Annotated in this window: 16 protein-coding genes, 1 rRNA gene and 1 other RNA gene (1 of these 18 running past the window's edge); 17 read left to right on the top strand and 1 reads right to left on the bottom strand. The window is 45.4% G+C overall.

The genetic code is table 11. The annotated features are described in order from the left end of the window. The first annotated feature begins 20 nt into the window (after window positions 1-20). Together BXP28_RS15770 and argS are read left to right on the top strand one after the other, a co-directional pair. Window positions 21-437, top strand: a complete 417-nt coding sequence (locus BXP28_RS15770) for a YwiB family protein (protein ID WP_023485235.1) — start codon at window positions 21-23, stop codon at window positions 435-437. After that, window positions 434-2,107: an arginine--tRNA ligase gene (gene argS, locus BXP28_RS15765; RefSeq protein ID WP_077585129.1), complete on the top strand. Its 1,674-nt coding sequence runs from the start codon at window positions 434-436 to the stop codon at window positions 2,105-2,107. The genes BXP28_RS15770 and argS overlap by 4 nt, the downstream gene beginning before the upstream one ends. Before the next feature lie 159 nt (window positions 2,108-2,266). Here the strand turns inward: argS and BXP28_RS15760 are convergent, their stop codons facing one another. Next, window positions 2,267-3,436 carry a S8 family peptidase gene (locus BXP28_RS15760; protein WP_024095419.1) on the bottom strand — a complete coding sequence of 390 codons (1,170 nt, stop codon included), beginning with the start codon at window positions 3,434-3,436 and terminating at the stop codon, window positions 2,267-2,269. Window positions 3,437-3,886: 450 nt separating this feature from the next. On the opposite strand from BXP28_RS15760, the gene rpoE reads away from it, so the two are divergent. From rpoE to BXP28_RS15685, 15 genes are all read left to right on the top strand, one after another. Beyond that, complete coding sequence (rpoE, locus tag BXP28_RS15755; RefSeq protein WP_023485238.1) at window positions 3,887-4,426, top strand: DNA-directed RNA polymerase subunit delta; 540 nt, start codon at window positions 3,887-3,889, stop codon at window positions 4,424-4,426. Window positions 4,427-4,798: 372 nt separating this feature from the next. Then, on the top strand, window positions 4,799-6,403 hold the full coding sequence (gene pyrG, locus BXP28_RS15750) for a CTP synthase (protein ID WP_023485239.1): 1,605 nt from the start codon (window positions 4,799-4,801) through the stop codon (window positions 6,401-6,403). Between the two features lie 196 nt (window positions 6,404-6,599). Then, complete coding sequence (locus BXP28_RS15745; RefSeq protein ID WP_272871306.1) at window positions 6,600-6,932, top strand: response regulator; 333 nt, start codon at window positions 6,600-6,602, stop codon at window positions 6,930-6,932. A gap of 136 nt (window positions 6,933-7,068) precedes the next feature. Beyond that, on the top strand, window positions 7,069-7,923 hold the full coding sequence (fba, locus tag BXP28_RS15740) for a class II fructose-1,6-bisphosphate aldolase (RefSeq protein ID WP_036655777.1): 855 nt from the start codon (window positions 7,069-7,071) through the stop codon (window positions 7,921-7,923). A 208-nt stretch (window positions 7,924-8,131) separates the two neighbouring features. Beyond that, on the top strand, window positions 8,132-9,391 hold the full coding sequence (gene murA, locus BXP28_RS15735) for a UDP-N-acetylglucosamine 1-carboxyvinyltransferase (protein WP_036655783.1): 1,260 nt from the start codon (window positions 8,132-8,134) through the stop codon (window positions 9,389-9,391). Between the two features lie 132 nt (window positions 9,392-9,523). Then, window positions 9,524-10,810, top strand: coding sequence for a transcription termination factor Rho (gene rho, locus BXP28_RS15730; RefSeq protein WP_036655785.1), 1,287 nt, complete (start codon window positions 9,524-9,526; stop codon window positions 10,808-10,810). 156 nt (window positions 10,811-10,966) lie between these two features. After that, the gene (rpmE, locus tag BXP28_RS15725; protein WP_024095415.1) at window positions 10,967-11,164 is read left to right on the top strand and encodes a 50S ribosomal protein L31; all 198 of its coding nucleotides are present in this window, start codon (window positions 10,967-10,969) and stop codon (window positions 11,162-11,164) included. Between the two features lie 190 nt (window positions 11,165-11,354). Further along, window positions 11,355-11,620: signal recognition particle sRNA large type (gene ffs / locus BXP28_RS15720), an RNA gene on the top strand. A 227-nt stretch (window positions 11,621-11,847) separates the two neighbouring features. Further along, window positions 11,848-13,275 carry an ATP-binding protein gene (locus tag BXP28_RS15715; protein WP_024095414.1) on the top strand — a complete coding sequence of 476 codons (1,428 nt, stop codon included), beginning with the start codon at window positions 11,848-11,850 and terminating at the stop codon, window positions 13,273-13,275. 78 nt (window positions 13,276-13,353) lie between these two features. After that, a complete protein-coding gene (gene dnaX, locus BXP28_RS15710) occupies window positions 13,354-15,087 on the top strand; it encodes a DNA polymerase III subunit gamma/tau (protein WP_036655786.1) in 1,734 nt (577 codons plus the stop codon). 17 nt (window positions 15,088-15,104) lie between these two features. After that, entirely contained in the window at window positions 15,105-15,416 is a 312-nt protein-coding gene (locus tag BXP28_RS15705; protein WP_023485246.1) for a YbaB/EbfC family nucleoid-associated protein, read from the top strand. A gap of 31 nt (window positions 15,417-15,447) precedes the next feature. Further along, on the top strand, window positions 15,448-16,044 hold the full coding sequence (gene recR / locus BXP28_RS15700; protein ID WP_024095412.1) for a recombination mediator RecR: 597 nt from the start codon (window positions 15,448-15,450) through the stop codon (window positions 16,042-16,044). Window positions 16,045-16,170: 126 nt separating this feature from the next. Next, window positions 16,171-16,419 (top strand): DUF2508 family protein, encoded by a 249-nt coding sequence (locus tag BXP28_RS15695; protein WP_024095411.1) that lies wholly within the window; start codon window positions 16,171-16,173, stop codon window positions 16,417-16,419. Window positions 16,420-16,458: 39 nt separating this feature from the next. Next, the gene (locus tag BXP28_RS15690; RefSeq protein WP_024095410.1) at window positions 16,459-16,722 is read left to right on the top strand and encodes a pro-sigmaK processing inhibitor BofA family protein; all 264 of its coding nucleotides are present in this window, start codon (window positions 16,459-16,461) and stop codon (window positions 16,720-16,722) included. 222 nt (window positions 16,723-16,944) lie between these two features. Beyond that, a 16S ribosomal RNA gene (locus BXP28_RS15685) occupies window positions 16,945-17,018 on the top strand (it continues 1,481 nt past the right edge of the window).

The raw sequence follows: 17,018 nt of genomic DNA, 5'->3' as shown, positions 1-17,018 counted from the left end.
GCCAGACAGGAGCAGTAGATATGACGAGCAAGAAGCAAGTGCTTGTCCGGATTGACAGCAGGCAGGACGGGCATAACTTGATCCAGCGCGTTTCCGGCGAACTTTTTTTCAAAGGCCGGCAAATCTATTTGAGATACCGGGAGCCATCCCTGGAGATGGGAAACACACTGACTACCGTGAAAATAGGGGGGCAGGAGATCAAACTCATCCGCCACGGAGATATCCGTTCGGAGCAAACCTTTATTCATGGAGGAAAGAGAAATGGTTATTATGAGACCCAGCATGGAATGCTGAGTTTGGAAACGCAAACCCGGTGGATCCGTCAAAACCTGTCCGCGGGACTGGGAAGTCTGGAGTGGGAGTACGACCTGCATGTAATGGAAGAGCATGCGGGCACTTATACATTAAAGTTAGTCATTCAGGAGGATAAAGGATGAACGTGTTAAATGAGGTCAAAACCTCTGTCAAAAAGGCGATCGCGGATGCGGTGGTATCAGCCGGGATTGTGGACATTGAGCAGCTGCCGGCTGTAACTCTTGAGGTACCTAAGGATAAAGCACACGGGGACTTTGCTACCAACATTGCGATGCAGCTAACCCGGATTGCCAAACAAAACCCCCGCCAGATTGCGGAGAAATTGATTGCCCATCTGGATAAAGAGGCGGCTTATATTGATGAAGTCGAGATTGCAGGGCCTGGCTTTATTAATTTCCGTATGAACAAAAGTTACTTATATCAGGTTATAGGACAAGTTCTGGAGCAGGGGAACAGCTACGGAAAAATCAACATGGGAAAAGGAAAACGTGTCCAGGTTGAATTCGTATCGGCCAACCCTACCGGTTCTCTTCATTTGGGACATGCCCGGGGAGCTGCAGTAGGGGATGCGCTTTGTAACGTGCTGGAAATGGCAGGCTGCGAGGTGACAAGGGAATATTATATTAACGATGCCGGTAACCAGGTGCTGAACCTGGCCAAATCGATTGAAGCCCGCTACCGCCAGGCGCTCGGTCAAGAAGCCGAAATGCCGGAAGACGGATACTACGGGGAAGATATTAAGGGCTTCGCGGAGGAACTGGCCAAGGCTGAAGGGGACCGTCTGCTTGCACTAAATGATGAGGAACGTCTTGTTTTTTTCCGCAAGTACGGGCTGGAGAAAGAACTGGATAAAATCAAACGGGACCTGGGGCGTTTTGGGGTCAAGTTTGATGAATGGTTTTCCGAAACTTCCATTTATGAGAATAACATGATCGATGATGTATTAAAGCAGCTCAAGGATAATGGACATGTCTTTGAGCAGGACGGTGCGACCTGGCTGCGAACTACGGATTACGGGGATGACAAGGACCGGGTGCTGATCAAGAACGACGGGACCTATGCCTATCTCACTCCGGATGTAGCTTATCATCGTAATAAATATGAACGCGGATATGATGAAATCATCAATATCTGGGGGGCTGATCACCATGGATATATTCCCCGTATGAAGGCTGCCGTGACGGCTCTCGGCTATGATGCAAATAAACTGACCGTCTTGATCGCGCAAATGGTCAGCTTGTTCCAAAACGGCGAGAAGGTCAAGATGTCCAAGCGTACCGGCAAGGCTGTAACGATGGAAGATCTGATGGATGAAGTGGGCGTGGACGCCATCCGTTATTTCTTCACCATGCGCAGCATGGACTCTCACCTGGATTTTGACATGGACCTGGCCATTTCTAAGTCCAACGAAAATCCGGTGTTTTATGTACAGTATGCTCATGCCCGTATTTGCAGCATCTTCCGCCAGGCGGAGGAACAAGGGATTTCAATGCTGCCGGCCGGCCAGGCGGATTTATCCAGGCTGACCGCTGAAGCAGAATTCGACCTGCTGCGCAAAATGGCTGAGCTTCCTGAGGAAGTTGCCATTGCAGCGGAGCAGTACGCTCCGCACCGCCTGATCCGCTATGTGTACGAACTGGCCAGCCAGTTCCACAGCTACTATAAGGCGGAGCGTGTGATCACGGACGATGCGGCACAAACACAAGCAAGGCTGGCCCTTCTGGCCGCCCTGCGCGTTGTGCTCCGCAACGTCTTGGCAGCGGTGGGCGTATCGGTTCCGGAGCGCATGTAGCGCTTTCCCTATGCTCGTACCGACCACCATTAAAACAGGACCGCAGACTCGATCTCACAAGAGCCTCCGGTCCTGTTTAGGCTTTGCCGTTCGGAGAAATCTACGGCAAAGCCTAAACCCCGAACAGGCGGGCTAGACATGGCCGGCCTGTTCGGGCATCTAGGTCTTCTTTATCACTGCCAGTACAGCTCTGCGGGCGTGAAGCCTTCGTATTTCAACGGTTGTATTCCTCGATTTATTTCCTGTTAGGGAACTTCGTTTTAACAACTTTTTAACCGCCATAAGTTTGAGGTCAGGTTTTATGGCAAGGATTAAGGCAATGACACCACTGACGTGGGCCGTTGCCATAGATGTTCCGCTCAATTCATTATATTTGCCTCCCAGCCAGGCTGAATATATTTTTTCACCAGGCGCATAAATATCAATCAAATTGCTGCGATTACTGAACGAAGCCACTTTGTTATTGCTTGTTATAGCGCCGACAGAAATAACATGAGAGAGCTGTGCTGGATAATCGATCGTCGCTTTTTTGCCGTCATTACCTGAGGACGCTACAATGATTTTCCCTGAATTATAGGCGTTTAACACGGCCTGCTCCAAAGACTTACTGTAAGTTTTCATGCCAAAACTCATATTAATGATGTCCAGATTTTGCTGTACACACCAGTCTATACCCGCTATAATATCCGATACATAGGCGCTCCCGTTATGATCAAATGCCTTAACCGGATGAATGCGGGCCTTGGGAGCTACCCCGAGAATACCCGAATGGGTACTTGACGCGGCAATGGTTCCGGCAATGTGTGTCCCATGTCCGTTATCATCATGTGGGAGGGCCTGTCTATGGACGAGATTAATTCCCCTGGATATGGATTGCCGTAAATCCGGATGGCTGTAATCAATGCCTGTATCAATAACTCCAATATGGACATCCTTACCTTGGGTGCGTGGCCAAGTTCTTGGAGCCCTGATATGGCTGACCCCCCAGGGGATAATCTGTGAACCGGTAGCCAGGGAGGAGCGTTCGGCCAGCTTTTTTTTCGACTTGCGAACTTCATGGACAGTTACTTGATAATCTTCTTCAAATCCTGCTATAGAAGGATGTTTTAGTAATTTGGATTCGGATAATAGTGGACATGAGATCGCATGAATCAGTTTTAAGCTGCGAACAGAGAATAGAGTGGAATTAGACGTTTTGTAACGCTTCAACCCTTCGAGACACGCGTGGAACTCTTTTTTGCTTCGGAAATGGATAATATGTTTTTTCGCCCGGGGTCCCGCCTGCATCTGATCGTGTAATAGCTCAACAAACGGTAAAGAGTAGTCCAACGCCCATTCCCCCCGTACAACGGATAACTTCAGAATGCTGTCGATGCCTTATTCTATGTCCACGTTATAGGAAGGGTCTGTGTGAATGGCCTTTTTCCACAATAAATAGGTGGAGTGCCGTGTCAATGGGTAAACTCCCACATAGGATGAAGTAGAGACTGAACGGCGAGTCTCCATCCTCATTATAAGGGCGGGCAGACGAAAACGGGTTTGCTGCTCGGAGGGTACAGTCGGGGGCGAAGGGAAACCTTCGCTTTTCCTATCTTGAGAGGAAGAAAACCGAGCATCTATCGAGCTCTGGCAGCGTTTTTGGTAACCGTTCATGTGAAGGTTGCATTTTTACATAAAATAGGTTTTACTTAATGAAGATATGGGATATGGTAGATAAAGAATCCGCATTTTGAGATGCAAAATGCCCCAAATGTGAAAAGGTTGAAGGGATGTGCTTACATGAGTAGCCAATATACACTCAAATTAAATGAAGAACAGGCTCGTGAAATGCCGATGGTGGATATTGCATTTGCTGTTTTAAAAGCAGTGAATACCCCATTTTACTACCGTGATTTAATGGCGGAAGTGGCAAAGATTAAAGGGCTTACTGAAGAACAAACGATGGACGTTATCGCCCAACTATATACAGAAATAAATATTGACGGCCGTTTTGCCTGCGTAGGCACAAATCTATGGGGGTTGAAAAGATGGTATCCGGTTGAAAAATCCGAAGATGCCGTGGCTAATACAAAGCGTCCTAGAATCATAAATGATGACGATGATGATCTGGACGAAGAGGTTTATGCGGAGGAAGAATACGAATCCTTTGATGCAGGCGAAGACTTCGACGATAGTGAGGACGGCGAAGCGGAAGATAGCGAGTTCTTTGAGGACGAGGATCTTGATGACGAAATCGACGAAGAGGTAGAAGTCGATGAAGAGGACGAGGATCTGGATGAAGAGGAAGACCTGGGGGAAGACGAAGAGAAAGAGAAATAATTAAATGCCGGTCTGTCCTTGACAAGGGGACCTGCGGCAGAGTACACTATTGCATGGGCTTCAAAAGAAACTTGAATTTTCATATAAGAGAAAACGCTTTGCCGTCATTGAGACGATGAAGTTTTTCGTTAAATGTAAACTAAGAATGAAGTTCTGAAAATGAAAAGTGCCCCGTCACTACGGGTGTCACTTTTTTTGTTTTTGCGCCACTTTTTCATGATTCTTCATGACGTAAGTGGCTGGTTATTTTTATAAGCTTGTCTCCCAGTTTGCAAAACCTGAATTTGGCTAAATTAAGGATTAAGCAGCTTGAGGCGACTGGACTATATATTGATTAAGGCTTGGTAGAATCAAGCGGGAAAGGGGTATATCATGACAAAATATATTTTTGTAACAGGAGGCGTGGTTTCCTCCTTGGGTAAAGGGATAACGGCAGCTTCTTTGGGTCGGCTGCTGAAGAATCGCGGTCTTAAAGTGACTATTCAAAAGTTTGACCCGTACATTAACGTGGACCCAGGCACGATGAGCCCTTATCAGCACGGGGAAGTATTTGTAACGGATGATGGTGCGGAAACCGATCTCGACTTAGGACACTATGAACGTTTTATTGACATTAATCTGTCCAAAAACTCTAATGTTACAACAGGGAAGGTGTATTCCTCAGTCATTACCAAAGAGCGCAGAGGGGAATATCTTGGGGGAACAGTTCAAGTTATCCCCCATATTACTAACGAAATTAAAGACAGGGTATTCCGTGCCGGTAAAGAAGCCCAGTCAGATATAGTCATTACCGAGATTGGCGGTACCGTTGGGGATATTGAAAGCCTTCCTTTCTTGGAGGCCATTCGGCAAATTAAAAGTGACATAGGCCGCGAGAATGTAATGTACATTCATGTAACGCTGATACCTTATATCAAGGCAGCTGGAGAAGTGAAGACCAAACCTACCCAACACAGTGTAAAAGAATTAAGAAGCATCGGAATCCAGCCGAATGTGATCGTATGCCGTACGGAGCATGCTCTGGCGGAAGACCTTAAGCATAAAATCGCCCAGTTCTGTGATGTAGATGCAAATGCGGTAATAGAGTGCCGGGACGCTGATACTTTGTACGAAGTGCCGATGATGTTGCGTGAGCAGGGGCTGGATGACATCGTGGTGAATCATCTTAAACTGGACAAAACCGATGCGCCTGATATGACCGAATGGGAAGCTATGGTGAAACGTGTCAAGTCTCTGGAGCATACAACCGAGATTGCGATTGTAGGTAAATATGTGGCCCTTCATGATGCTTATTTAAGTGTGGTGGAATCCCTGGGGCACGCGGGAATTGTTAATAATACCGAGGTGAAAATCCGATGGGTAAATGCCGAGCATTTATATGATCATAATGTAGAAGAAATGCTTGACGGTGTAGATGGGATTTTGGTTCCCGGAGGTTTTGGCGACCGCGGCATCGAGGGGAAAGTAACAGCTATCCGGTATGCGCGTGACAAGAAGATTCCTTTCTTCGGCATTTGCCTTGGTATGCAGGTGGCCGTAATTGAGTATGCACGGAACGTTGCAGGTCTGGATGGTGCCAACAGTTCCGAAATCAATCCAACTACCCCTTTCCCAGTTATCGATTTATTGCCGGAGCAAAAAGATATCGAAAACTTGGGCGGTACTATGCGCTTAGGCCTATATCCATGCAAGCTGGCGGAAGGGTCTCTTGCCCGCAACTGCTACCAGGACGAGCTTGTATACGAAAGACACCGTCACCGGTATGAATTTAACAATGAATACCGTGAGCGGATTGAATCAACCGGTCTTAAAATCTCCGGAACTTCACCGGACGGCCGTCTGGTTGAGATTGTGGAAATGCCGGACCATCCTTGGTTTTTAGCAGTTCAGTTTCATCCGGAATTCACTTCTAGACCAAATCGTCCACAGCCTCTGTTCCGTGAATTTGTTAAAGCCGCTTTCCAGCGCAATCATTGATCCAAAAGCCTGAACAGTCTTCTGTTCGGGCTTTTTTTGATATGATTAAGAAAGTAGAAGATTTTCCTTAAGAAGGATATTTTAGAGAAAAGGCGAATGTATCCTTAATTGGACTGTTGATTCGGAGATGGGAGGAGTCACTTTGAAGAATAAGGTTCTAATTGTCGATGATCAAAATGGTATTCGTGTCTTGCTGATGGAAGTATTTAACAACGAAGGGTACGAGACTTTCCAGGCCCCTAACGGCAAAACGGCTCTGGAGATTGTAAGGAAAGAAGCTCCTGATCTGGTACTTTTGGACATGAAAATTCCGGGAATGGATGGGCTAGATATACTAAAGCATATTAAGAACATCGATTCCTCCATAAAAGTCATTATGATGACCGCTTATGGAGAACTCGACATGATTAAGGAGGCTACAGAACTGGGAGCTATCATGCATTTCACCAAACCTTTTGATATTGATGAAATGAGACAGGCGGTTCAACAGCAACTTAGTGAAAGTACGGGTCAGTCACTTGGATCCTGATCTGGAGAAAAAATATTATGAATTAAGCTTAATTATCAATTTGTTTATTTATATGATATAATAACACGGTATGACGTAAAGAGCGGCAGCGCATCTTATGTATGACAGTAAAAATGACCCGTAGGAGGAAAAAACCATGCCATTAGTATCAATGAATGAATTCCTGCCAAAAGCCAAAGCCAACAAATATGCCGTTGGCCAGTTCAACATGAACAATCTTGAATTCGCACAAGCTATCACTGAAGCCGCTATGGAACTCAATTCTCCATTCATCTTCGGTGTGAGTGAAGGTGCTCTTAAATATATGGGCATTGAGTTCACTGTAGCCTTGGCTGAAGCAGCTGCCAAGAAATCCGGTCTTCCAATCGCGCTTCATCTGGACCATGGCAGCTCGTTTGACGTGGCTATGAAGTGTATCCGTGCCGGGTTTAGCTCAGTTATGTTTGATGGTTCTCATCATCCATATGAAGAGAATATTCGTTTAACGAAAGAAATTGTAAAAGCTGCTCATGCTATGGGCGTTTCCGTTGAAGGGGAGCTTGGAACAATCGGTGGTACAGAAGATGATATCAGCGTGGATGAAGCAAATGCTTCTCTGGCTAAACCGGCGGAAGCCATCCGTTTCTATGAAGAAACCGGTGTGGACGCGTTGGCAATTGCAGTAGGTACCGCACATGGTATGTACGCAGGTGAACCGAACATCCATTTTGACATCATTGAGGAAGTATCCAATGCGATTCCGGCGCCTCTAGTTCTTCACGGCGGATCTGGCGTACCTGATGAAATGATTAAAAAGGCTATTCAAGCGGGTGCGGCAAAAATCAACGTGAATACCGAAAATCAGGTGGCCGCTACTCAAGCGATTCGTGATGTATTGAACAAAGATGCTAAAGTATACGACCCTCGTAAATACCTCACTCCTGCACGCAGCGCTATGATTGAAGTGGTTAAGGCCAAAATCGAGCTGTTCGGCAGTGCCAACCAAGCCTAATCTTTGAACGTTTTTTAACAACTCACAAAAAAGACGGGAAATGCAAGACCCTTGCATTTCCCTCTTCTGTTTATGATTTTCTTGATTCCGTTTTTCCGTGTTATGCTCATGTAGATATCTTAGCGATTTTTATCATATAGATCTTTTTACCGGCAAGTTGCTGAGAAACGACAGCTATGCAACGAAAGTAGGGGGAAGAAAACCGATTATGAAGAAACTGATGATTGCAGGCGGCCGTCCGCTTAAAGGAACGGTTCAGATCAGCGGAGCCAAGAACAGTGCCGTTGCTCTTATTCCTGCTGCAATTCTTGCGGAAACGACCGTTACATTAGACAATCTGCCTCTACTGAGTGATGTGGCTATATATGCGGAAATCCTTAGTGATTTGGGAGCAGATGTGAAGTGGGACGGAGATCAAATGATGATTGACCCGAGCCACATGAAAGCGATGCCCATGCCAAACGGCAATGTCAAAAAACTCCGGGCCTCTTATTATTTGATGGGAGCCATGCTTGGACGATTTGGAGAAGCAGTTATCGGGCTTCCAGGCGGTTGTAATTTTGAACCGAGACCTATTGATCAGCATATCAAAGGGTTTGAAGCATTGGGTGCGGAAATCAGCAATGAGAATGGCGCTTTGTTTATCCGTGCTAAACAGCTCCGTGGAGCCAAGATTTATTTGGATATGGTTAGTGTGGGTGCGACCATTAATATCATGCTTGCCGCCTCACGCGCAAAAGGTTTTACTCTGATTGAAAACGCGGCCAAAGAGCCTGAAATTATAGATGTAGCCACTTTGCTTAATTCCATGGGGGCCAAAATTAAAGGGGCGGGGACGGAGACGATCCGTATTGAAGGTGTAGATGCTCTTCACGGTTGCCGCCATTCGATCATTCCCGACCGGATTCAAGCGGGCACTTATATGATCGCTGCTGCAGCTACCCACGGAGATGTCACAGTAGATAATATTATTCCGAAGCATATGGAGGCTTTGACAGCCAAGCTTCAGGAAATGGGTGTCCAGATTGAAGAGATGGATGAATCCATTCGAGTATTCGGGACCCCGCATTATGAGCCTATTGATGTAAAAGCACTTGTTTACCCCGGTTTCGCCACAGACCTACAATCACCTATGACAAGCCTTTTGACTCAAGCGAGTGGAGTTAGTATTATAACTGACCATGTATACAGCAATCGCTTTAAACAAATTCCTGAGCTTATCCGGATGGGAGCTAAAATAAAGGTTGAAGGAAGATCTGCTGTAGTAGAAGGCGGACCGTTAAGTTCCGCTAAAGTCAAAGCCACGGATTTACGCGCAGGCGCTTCCCTTGTTATTGCCGGATTAGTTGTCCCGTCAGGGCAGGTTACAGAAGTGACTGGAGTAGAATTTATTGATAGAGGCTATGAAAACTTGGTTTCGAACCTTTCGAAGCTAGGTGCAGAAATTTGGAGGGAACACGAGGAATAACACAAAATGGTTTAGGAAATGCTAATACTATACCCAGTTATTACCCCATTTATATAGTGGTATTTATATAGTTATATAGATTTTATTTTATAAATGGATGATAGAAAAATTAATAGTTTGGTGGTTGAAAAGATGGAGATGCATCTAGCACAACTAGAGGTGCTTAAACTAACGGAATTATACAAATTGGCCAAGAAGTATCAGATTCCTTATTATGGCCAAATGAAAAAGAAAGAACTGATTTTTGCCATCCTCCGTGCTCAAGCGGAGGAAGGCGGTCTTTTGTTCATGGAAGGAGTGCTGGAGGTTCTTCCTGAAGGCTTCGGCTTCCTGAGGCCGATCAATTACTTGCCGAGTGCGGAAGATATTTATATTTCCGCTTCTCAAATTCGCAAATTTGATCTCCGTTCCGGAGACCTTGTATCCGGTAAATGCCGGCCTCCAAAAGAAAACGAACGTTATTTTGGGTTGCTTCATGTAGATGCTGTCAATGGGGAAAGCCCGGATACGGCATCTGAACGTTTACATTTCCCTGCGTTAACCCCTCTCTACCCGGAGAAAAAAATCGTTCTGGAAACCACTCCTGAAAAACTTTCAACAAGAACTATGGATTTGTTGGCCCCCGTCGGCCTTGGTCAAAGGGGACTTATTGTAGCTCCTCCAAAAGCGGGCAAAACCCTACTGCTTAAAGAAATCGCTAACAGCATTTCAACTAATTATCCTGAGATCGAATTATTTGTTCTGCTTATTGACGAGCGTCCGGAGGAAGTAACTGATATGCAGCGCTCGGTCAACGGGGAAGTTGTGGCCTCTACTTTTGATGAATTGCCGGAGAATCATATAAAAGTAGCCGAGTTAGTGCTTGAACGTGCACAGCGTCTAGTAGAGCATAAAAAAGATGTGGTTATCCTGCTGGATAGCATTACCCGTCTTGCCAGGGCTTATAATTTAGTAGTTCCTCCTTCGGGACGTACTTTATCAGGGGGGATTGATCCCGGAGCCTTCCATCGCCCCAAACGTTTCTTTGGTTCCGCGCGGAACATTGAGGAGGGCGGAAGCCTCACCATTCTGGCAACTGCACTTGTCGAGACGGGATCCCGAATGGATGACGTTATTTATGAGGAATTTAAAGGAACCGGTAACATGGAGCTTCATTTGGACCGTAAACTTGCTGAAAAACGCATCTTCCCTGCTATCGATATCCGACGGTCCGGCACCCGCCGTGAAGAAATGCTTCTATCCAAGGATGAGCTTGATAAAGTATGGGCATTGCGTAAGAGTATGAACGATTCTCATGAATATACAGAAATGTTCATGAAAAAATTATCCGATACTAAAACGAACGTCGAATTCCTTGAGAATCTGGAGTGTAACGGAAACGGGACAACCAGAAATAAAACGCGAAATTCTGCTTCCTAAATAAAACGAAATAACATACGGACCTGGCGCTTGGATTCATATAGATTCATCCATTTAGATACTTGCCTCCAGGTAATCATACATGCTATAATTGTTTCATATGTCAATTTAAACTCTGGTTCAGCAAATGATCCAGGGCAGAAAGAGGTGAACGAGATGAAACAAGGTATTCATCCGACATATCATGCAACCACTGTTACTTGCGCATGCGGCAACACATTCGAGACAGGATCTGTCAAAGAAAACCTGCGTGTTGAGATTTGCTCAAACTGCCACCCGTTCTTCACTGGTAAGCAGAAATTCGTTGATGCTGGTGGTCGCGTAGATAAGTTCAAAAAGAAATACGGTCTATAAGATTGTCGTGATTTCATTCGCCACAATAAGTATAAGAGAAACCCCCTTGGCGTGCTAGAAGTACAGATAGATGTATTTGCAGCCTAAGGGGGTATTTTTGTCCGGGATGATCCGGGACAGCTATGGATCGTACTGCCAATATGTCCCCTGCAGTTGATATTTGGCCGGTAATCAGCTATACTTAATCTTGCCGTGCTAGACGGGGAGGTAGCGGTGCCCTGTAACTCGCAATCCGCTGTAGCGGGGTTGAACTCCTGCCTAGCGGTGCAGTCAGTGTAAGGTCTGGCTTTTACACGTGGTGTTGAGAGTCGGGTCCTTCGCAATGAGAGCTTGTGAATCCGGTCAGGTCCGGAAGGAAGCAGCCGTAAGCAAGATGCCTCATGTGCCGAAGGGTTACCTAACTTGAGCTAACGATAAGAGTACGCTTGGACTGCTGCATCAATAGCAGGTGCACGGTTTACATAGAATGAAGAAGCTTCCGGTAAGGAAGCTTTTTTTGATGGATAAAAATTGATTTTGACCATTTCATTGTAATGATGAGTCAATTTTTATAAAATAATCCCCTACTTAATCAGCTTTTTCGTCTCTGCGGCAGGGTAAATCTCATTTTTAGGAGAATATTAACTACTTAGGATATTATTGTAACTTAATCTTATTGTGAAGGAACGAAAGGAGGGCCTGGATTGGCATCAGCAAATTCTATGAAGGTTGAATTTCTTTTAGATCATGCAGATGTACAGCTCTCTAGGTTCAATCATAATCCTGTACTGATCGTAAGAGAAGAAGGTCAGATTATACACGTGAGTACTAGATTTCTGCAAGAAACGGGTTACTCTGAAAAAGAGCTTATCGGTCAAACCATCCAAGGGGTGGTATCAGACTGTTCTTTGCCAGAATTATGGGAGAGGTTGGCGAGGTCAGATCAAGAGCCTGCCCCGATTCTGCACCTGCGAATGAGAGACGGCAGCCTTGCCCAAAAAATATGCACTTTATTTTCCGTCAAGGTGAAGCAGAAACCCAGTTTTCTTCTATTGTTCGGGAATCCTTATAAACATACGCAGCTTTCTCTTTTGCAGCGTTTTGCGGATGCTTTTTTGCAGGATGTGAATTTGGGGGTGTTGTTGATCGATACGGATTTTAAACTGATAGATATCAGTGAAATGGCCTGTCGTGTACTCGGATTATCCAAAAAGAAAATAATCCGCCGCTCCATGGATGAAATCTTCGCTTCTATTCCTCCCCAACACCGTCTAGTTCAGAGGAATATCCTGGAGGGAATGGTCGTTAGAAATCATGCTCTCTCCTGGACTAATAACCAAAAAAGATTTGAACTTTTATTGGACTCCAATGTTCTTCGTGATCATGAAGGTCAAATTGTGGGGGCTTACCTTATGTTTAAGGATGTAACGAATCTTCGTTCCCTGGAAGCACAGGTTCAACGCAGTGACCGATTGGCTATGATTGGCCAAATTGCGGCAGGGACAGCTCATGAAATCCGCAATCCCCTTACTTCTATTAAAGGTTTTTTACAAATGCTGAACAAATCATTTACAGAACAGGGCATGTGCAAAGAAAAAGGATTTACGGATATTATGTTGGCTGAAATCGATCGGGTAAACGATCTGGTGAACGAATTTCTACTTCTCAGTAAACCAAAGCATGTGGTATACAAACCGGTTGATTTGCCTTCTGTGATAAAAGGTCTCCTTCCTATCATCAATAATGAGGCAATATTGCATGATGTACAGCTGGTCTATGAGCCGGCTATTTCACTACCTCCTGTCATTGCTGATCAAGAACTGCTTAAGCAGGTTTTTTTAAATATATGTAAAAACGGGATTGAGGCCATGGCAAACGGAGGCAAGCTTATGATCATAGAAAAAGTGAACATAGACGAGAAAAGGGTAAATATAGAAATTCGCGATAACGGACCCGGTATTCCGGTATTTGTGCTGGATAAAATCTTCGATCCCTTTTTTACGACAAAAGAACAAGGGACAGGCCTTGGACTTTCCGTATGTCAGCAGATAGTCCATGATATGGGAGGGCATATCAGGGTTTCCTCCAAAGGTTTCGGTACAACTTTTACAGTTAGTTTGCCTTATCCTTAATGGTTTTGTTTTATCACTTGTCCGGTTATAGTATAATAAATGCATTACTGCTCATAGGAATGATTAGAGAGGGGCAAAATGGCACATATTGCATTATACCGGACCTGGAGATCCCAGTTATTCCGAGATGTAGTGGGGCAAAAGCATATTACACAGACCCTTCAGAACTCCCTTAGGGAGCAGCGGTTTACTCATGCTTATTTATTCAGCGGCCCCCGAGGAACGGGAAAAACCAGTACGGCCAAAATTTTCGCAAAAGCGGTAAACTGTATGCATGGTCCCGCAGAAGAGCCATGCAACGAGTGTTCGGCATGTATTCGGATTACCCAGGGCGCAGTTATGGATGTAATCGAAATCGACGCGGCTTCGAACCGGGGCGTGGAAGAAATCCGGGATATCCGGGACAAAGTCAAGTATGCGCCAACGGAAGTCCGTTATAAGGTATACATCATTGACGAGGTCCACATGCTGACTACGGAAGCGTTCAATGCGCTGTTGAAAACGCTGGAAGAACCCCCGGAGCATGTCATTTTTATATTGGCTACAACAGAGCCTCACAAGCTGCCAGCTACGATTATTTCACGCTGCCAACGCTTTGATTTCCGCAGAATATCCTTGGAAGAACAGGTACAGCGGCTGCGTTTTGTGTGTAAGCAGGAAGGAATCCACGTTGAGGACGAAGCGCTTCATTATATCGGTCGATTGTCCGACGGGGGAATGCGTGATGCACTCAGCATTTTGGATCAGGCCTCTTCGTACGCTGCAGGTTCTATTACGGTTGCGGATGTCGTAGCTATGACAGGCGGGCTCGCTTCAGAACAGTTTGAACGGCTGGCGAGATCCGTAAAAGAAAAAGATCTGGGGACTTCTCTTGAAATTATCGACTCTTTCATGCAGGAGGGTAAAAGTGCTGACAAATGCATGGAAAGTCTCATTTTATATTTTAGAGATTTGCTCATGGTACGGCTTGTACCTGAATCGGCAATCGTCACGGACCGGATTTATAACATCGAGCAAATGAAGCAAATGGCCGGTCATTTTTCCATCCGGGAACTGACGGATACTGTGGAAGTACTGAGCCGATATCAGAGTGAGATGAAATTTTCCGTACAGCCGCAGACGATTCTTGAGATCGCCGTTATGAAAATTTGTCATGCCGATTGTGCGGAGGGTGCGAGTAATCTTTCTTCAGAAGCGGCATCACCCCCACAGGATTTGTTGAAGGTACCGGATAATGTGATGCGCAGGCTTCAGCAATTGGAACAAAACCTCGATCGGCTCATGGCGGCCGGAGCTCCTTCAGCAGAAACAAATGTCAGTGCCAGGGGCGGAAATATCCCCCGGAATGCCAAACCCGTTGTCAGTAAGCGCAAAACTACGGTTAAGCTAGATGCTTTTGTTCCTCCGCCCGAAAGTATAAGAGAGGTATCAGGAAAGTGGGAACAGGTGCTTTCTCTGGTGAAGGAGCGCAAAATTACAGTCCATGCCTGGCTGGTTGACGGTGAGCCGGTATCGCTTCATGACCAGACTGTATTGGTTGCATTCAAAAGTGCCATGCACCGGGATACAACTGAAAAGCCAGCAAATAAGCAACTGATCGAGCAGGTCATGGCAGAGGTGTTGGGCAAACCTTATAAGCTCGCTACGGTCATGCAAAAAGAATGGAAAGACGCACAGGCCACCCCTCAGCCAACGGCTCCTGAGGTAATGGAGCTTCAGCATGAGAATGACAACCTGGCTGAGGAAAAGGAATGGATTACCGAAGCGATTCAGTTATTTGGGGAATCCCTCGTTACGATTAAAGAAGATTAATTAAAGGAGAATGTCAAATGCAGAACATGAATCAAATGATGAAGCAAGTGAAAAAAATGCAGCAGCAAATGGTAAAAGTTCAAGAGGAGCTTGCCAATAAAACCGTTGAGGGTACTGCTGGTGGGGGAGTAGTCACTGTAACGGCGAATGGCCATAAAAAAATCACCAACATCGTAATCCAGCCTGAAGCTGTTGATCCGGAAGATGTGGAAATGCTGCAGGATCTGGTTTTGGCTGCAGTGAATGATGCACTAAGTAAAGCAGATGAATTGGCTGCCAAGGATATGGGGAAATTTACTGGAGGAATGAACCTTCCAGGGCTGTTTTAACTTACTTTAACTAGAAGAAGGAGATCATTCTTTGTTCTACCCGGAACCGATATCAAAATTAATCGATGCTTTTAGCCGACTGCCCGGGGTAGGTCCCAAGACGGCGGGAAGGCTCGCTTTTCATGTGCTGCGCATGAAGGAAGAGGAAGTCCTCGATTTTGCCAAAGCACTTGTTAATGTGAAGCGGAACCTGCACTATTGCTCAGTTTGTTGTAATATCACGGATGTTGACCCGTGCCGGATCTGTCAAGACAAATCCCGTGATGATTCTATCATTTGTGTAGTTCAGGAGCCTAAAGACCTTGCGGCAATGGAGCGAACCAAAGAATTTGATGGCTACTATCATGTCCTGCATGGGGCTATTTCTCCAATGGAGGGTATTGGGCCCGATCAGATTCATATTGCCGAATTACTTAAAAGGCTGGGAGATGAAAAAGTACAGGAGCTGATTCTAGCAACAAACCCCAATATTGAAGGAGAAGCTACAGCTATGTATATATCCCGACTTGTCAAAGGTTTTGGACTTAAGGTAACACGTATTGCCCGCGGATTGCCAGTTGGAGGTGATCTGGAGTATGCGGATGAAGTTACTTTATCCAAAGCTTTGGAAGGCCGTCGGGAGGTCTAGTAATTTTTGTTGGGGAAGGGGCCCTTAATAGGGTCTCTTCTTGTTTATCTCTATGATTGGTTCTATCCTTGTTTTTTCGCCGTAAATATAGAATAGAAACGATATTACAAGGAGAGTGATCAAGGGATGTTGGCATGGATAACTACACCTAAAAAAGCCGGAAAAAGAAATTCATATGCGGATCAATTAGACAAGCTGCAGTTAATAACAGATTTAAAGCAAGCTCAAGCTGAATGGAAAAATGCCTGTCTCCAGTTCGAATACGCTAAGGAAGAAGAAGAAATTGACTACGCCATCTCCGTGATGGAAGCTGCGGAAAGAAAATATACGATGTTGCTCCGCCGGGCAAAGAGGCACAATGTTAATGCGTATTAAGAAGAATACCAAACCAACAGAAAAAGAGGAGGAATCAGCATGAAGGTAGCTGTTTGGGGAGTTTTCGTGCTTTCTGTCGGGGGATTATTGGTCCTGCTGTTCAGACATAAACGGGCTGGGCGTGCATTGGCGTTGTTGGGAACTAAAGCGGTGGTAGCTTCTTTTCTACTATATGGGGTGAATTTGCTAAGTACATACACTTCTTTTACTCTTCCAATTAATGCGGCAACAGTCGGTACTGTGACCTTGCTGGGATTTCCGGGAATGGCTATGTTGGCTGCCTTAAAGATCACGCTGATTTGAGTAATTATTTACCGGTATAAAATACAGATAGAATAGGTTGACTTCCTTTATCAAGTTGTGTTATCTTAAATAGGTCGCCGCTGAGCGAGTGGCTTTTGAGAGAATTGTCCTTTGAAAACTGAACAACGAGTGATAAAGCGGGTCACGCAAAGTGACTAAGAGAAGAAATTCTCGTCAGCAAAGTATAGTTGAGCAATCAGCTCATTCGATAAAGAAACAACTTTATTGGAGAGTTTGATCCTGGCTCAGGACGAACGCTGGCGGCGTGCCTAATACATGCAAGTCGAGCGGACCTT

The sequence above is a fragment of the Paenibacillus larvae subsp. larvae genome, assembly GCF_002003265.1.
GTDB lineage: Bacteria > Bacillota > Bacilli > Paenibacillales > NBRC-103111 > Paenibacillus_H > Paenibacillus_H larvae.
This window is presented reverse-complemented; position numbering and strand designations above follow the sequence as displayed.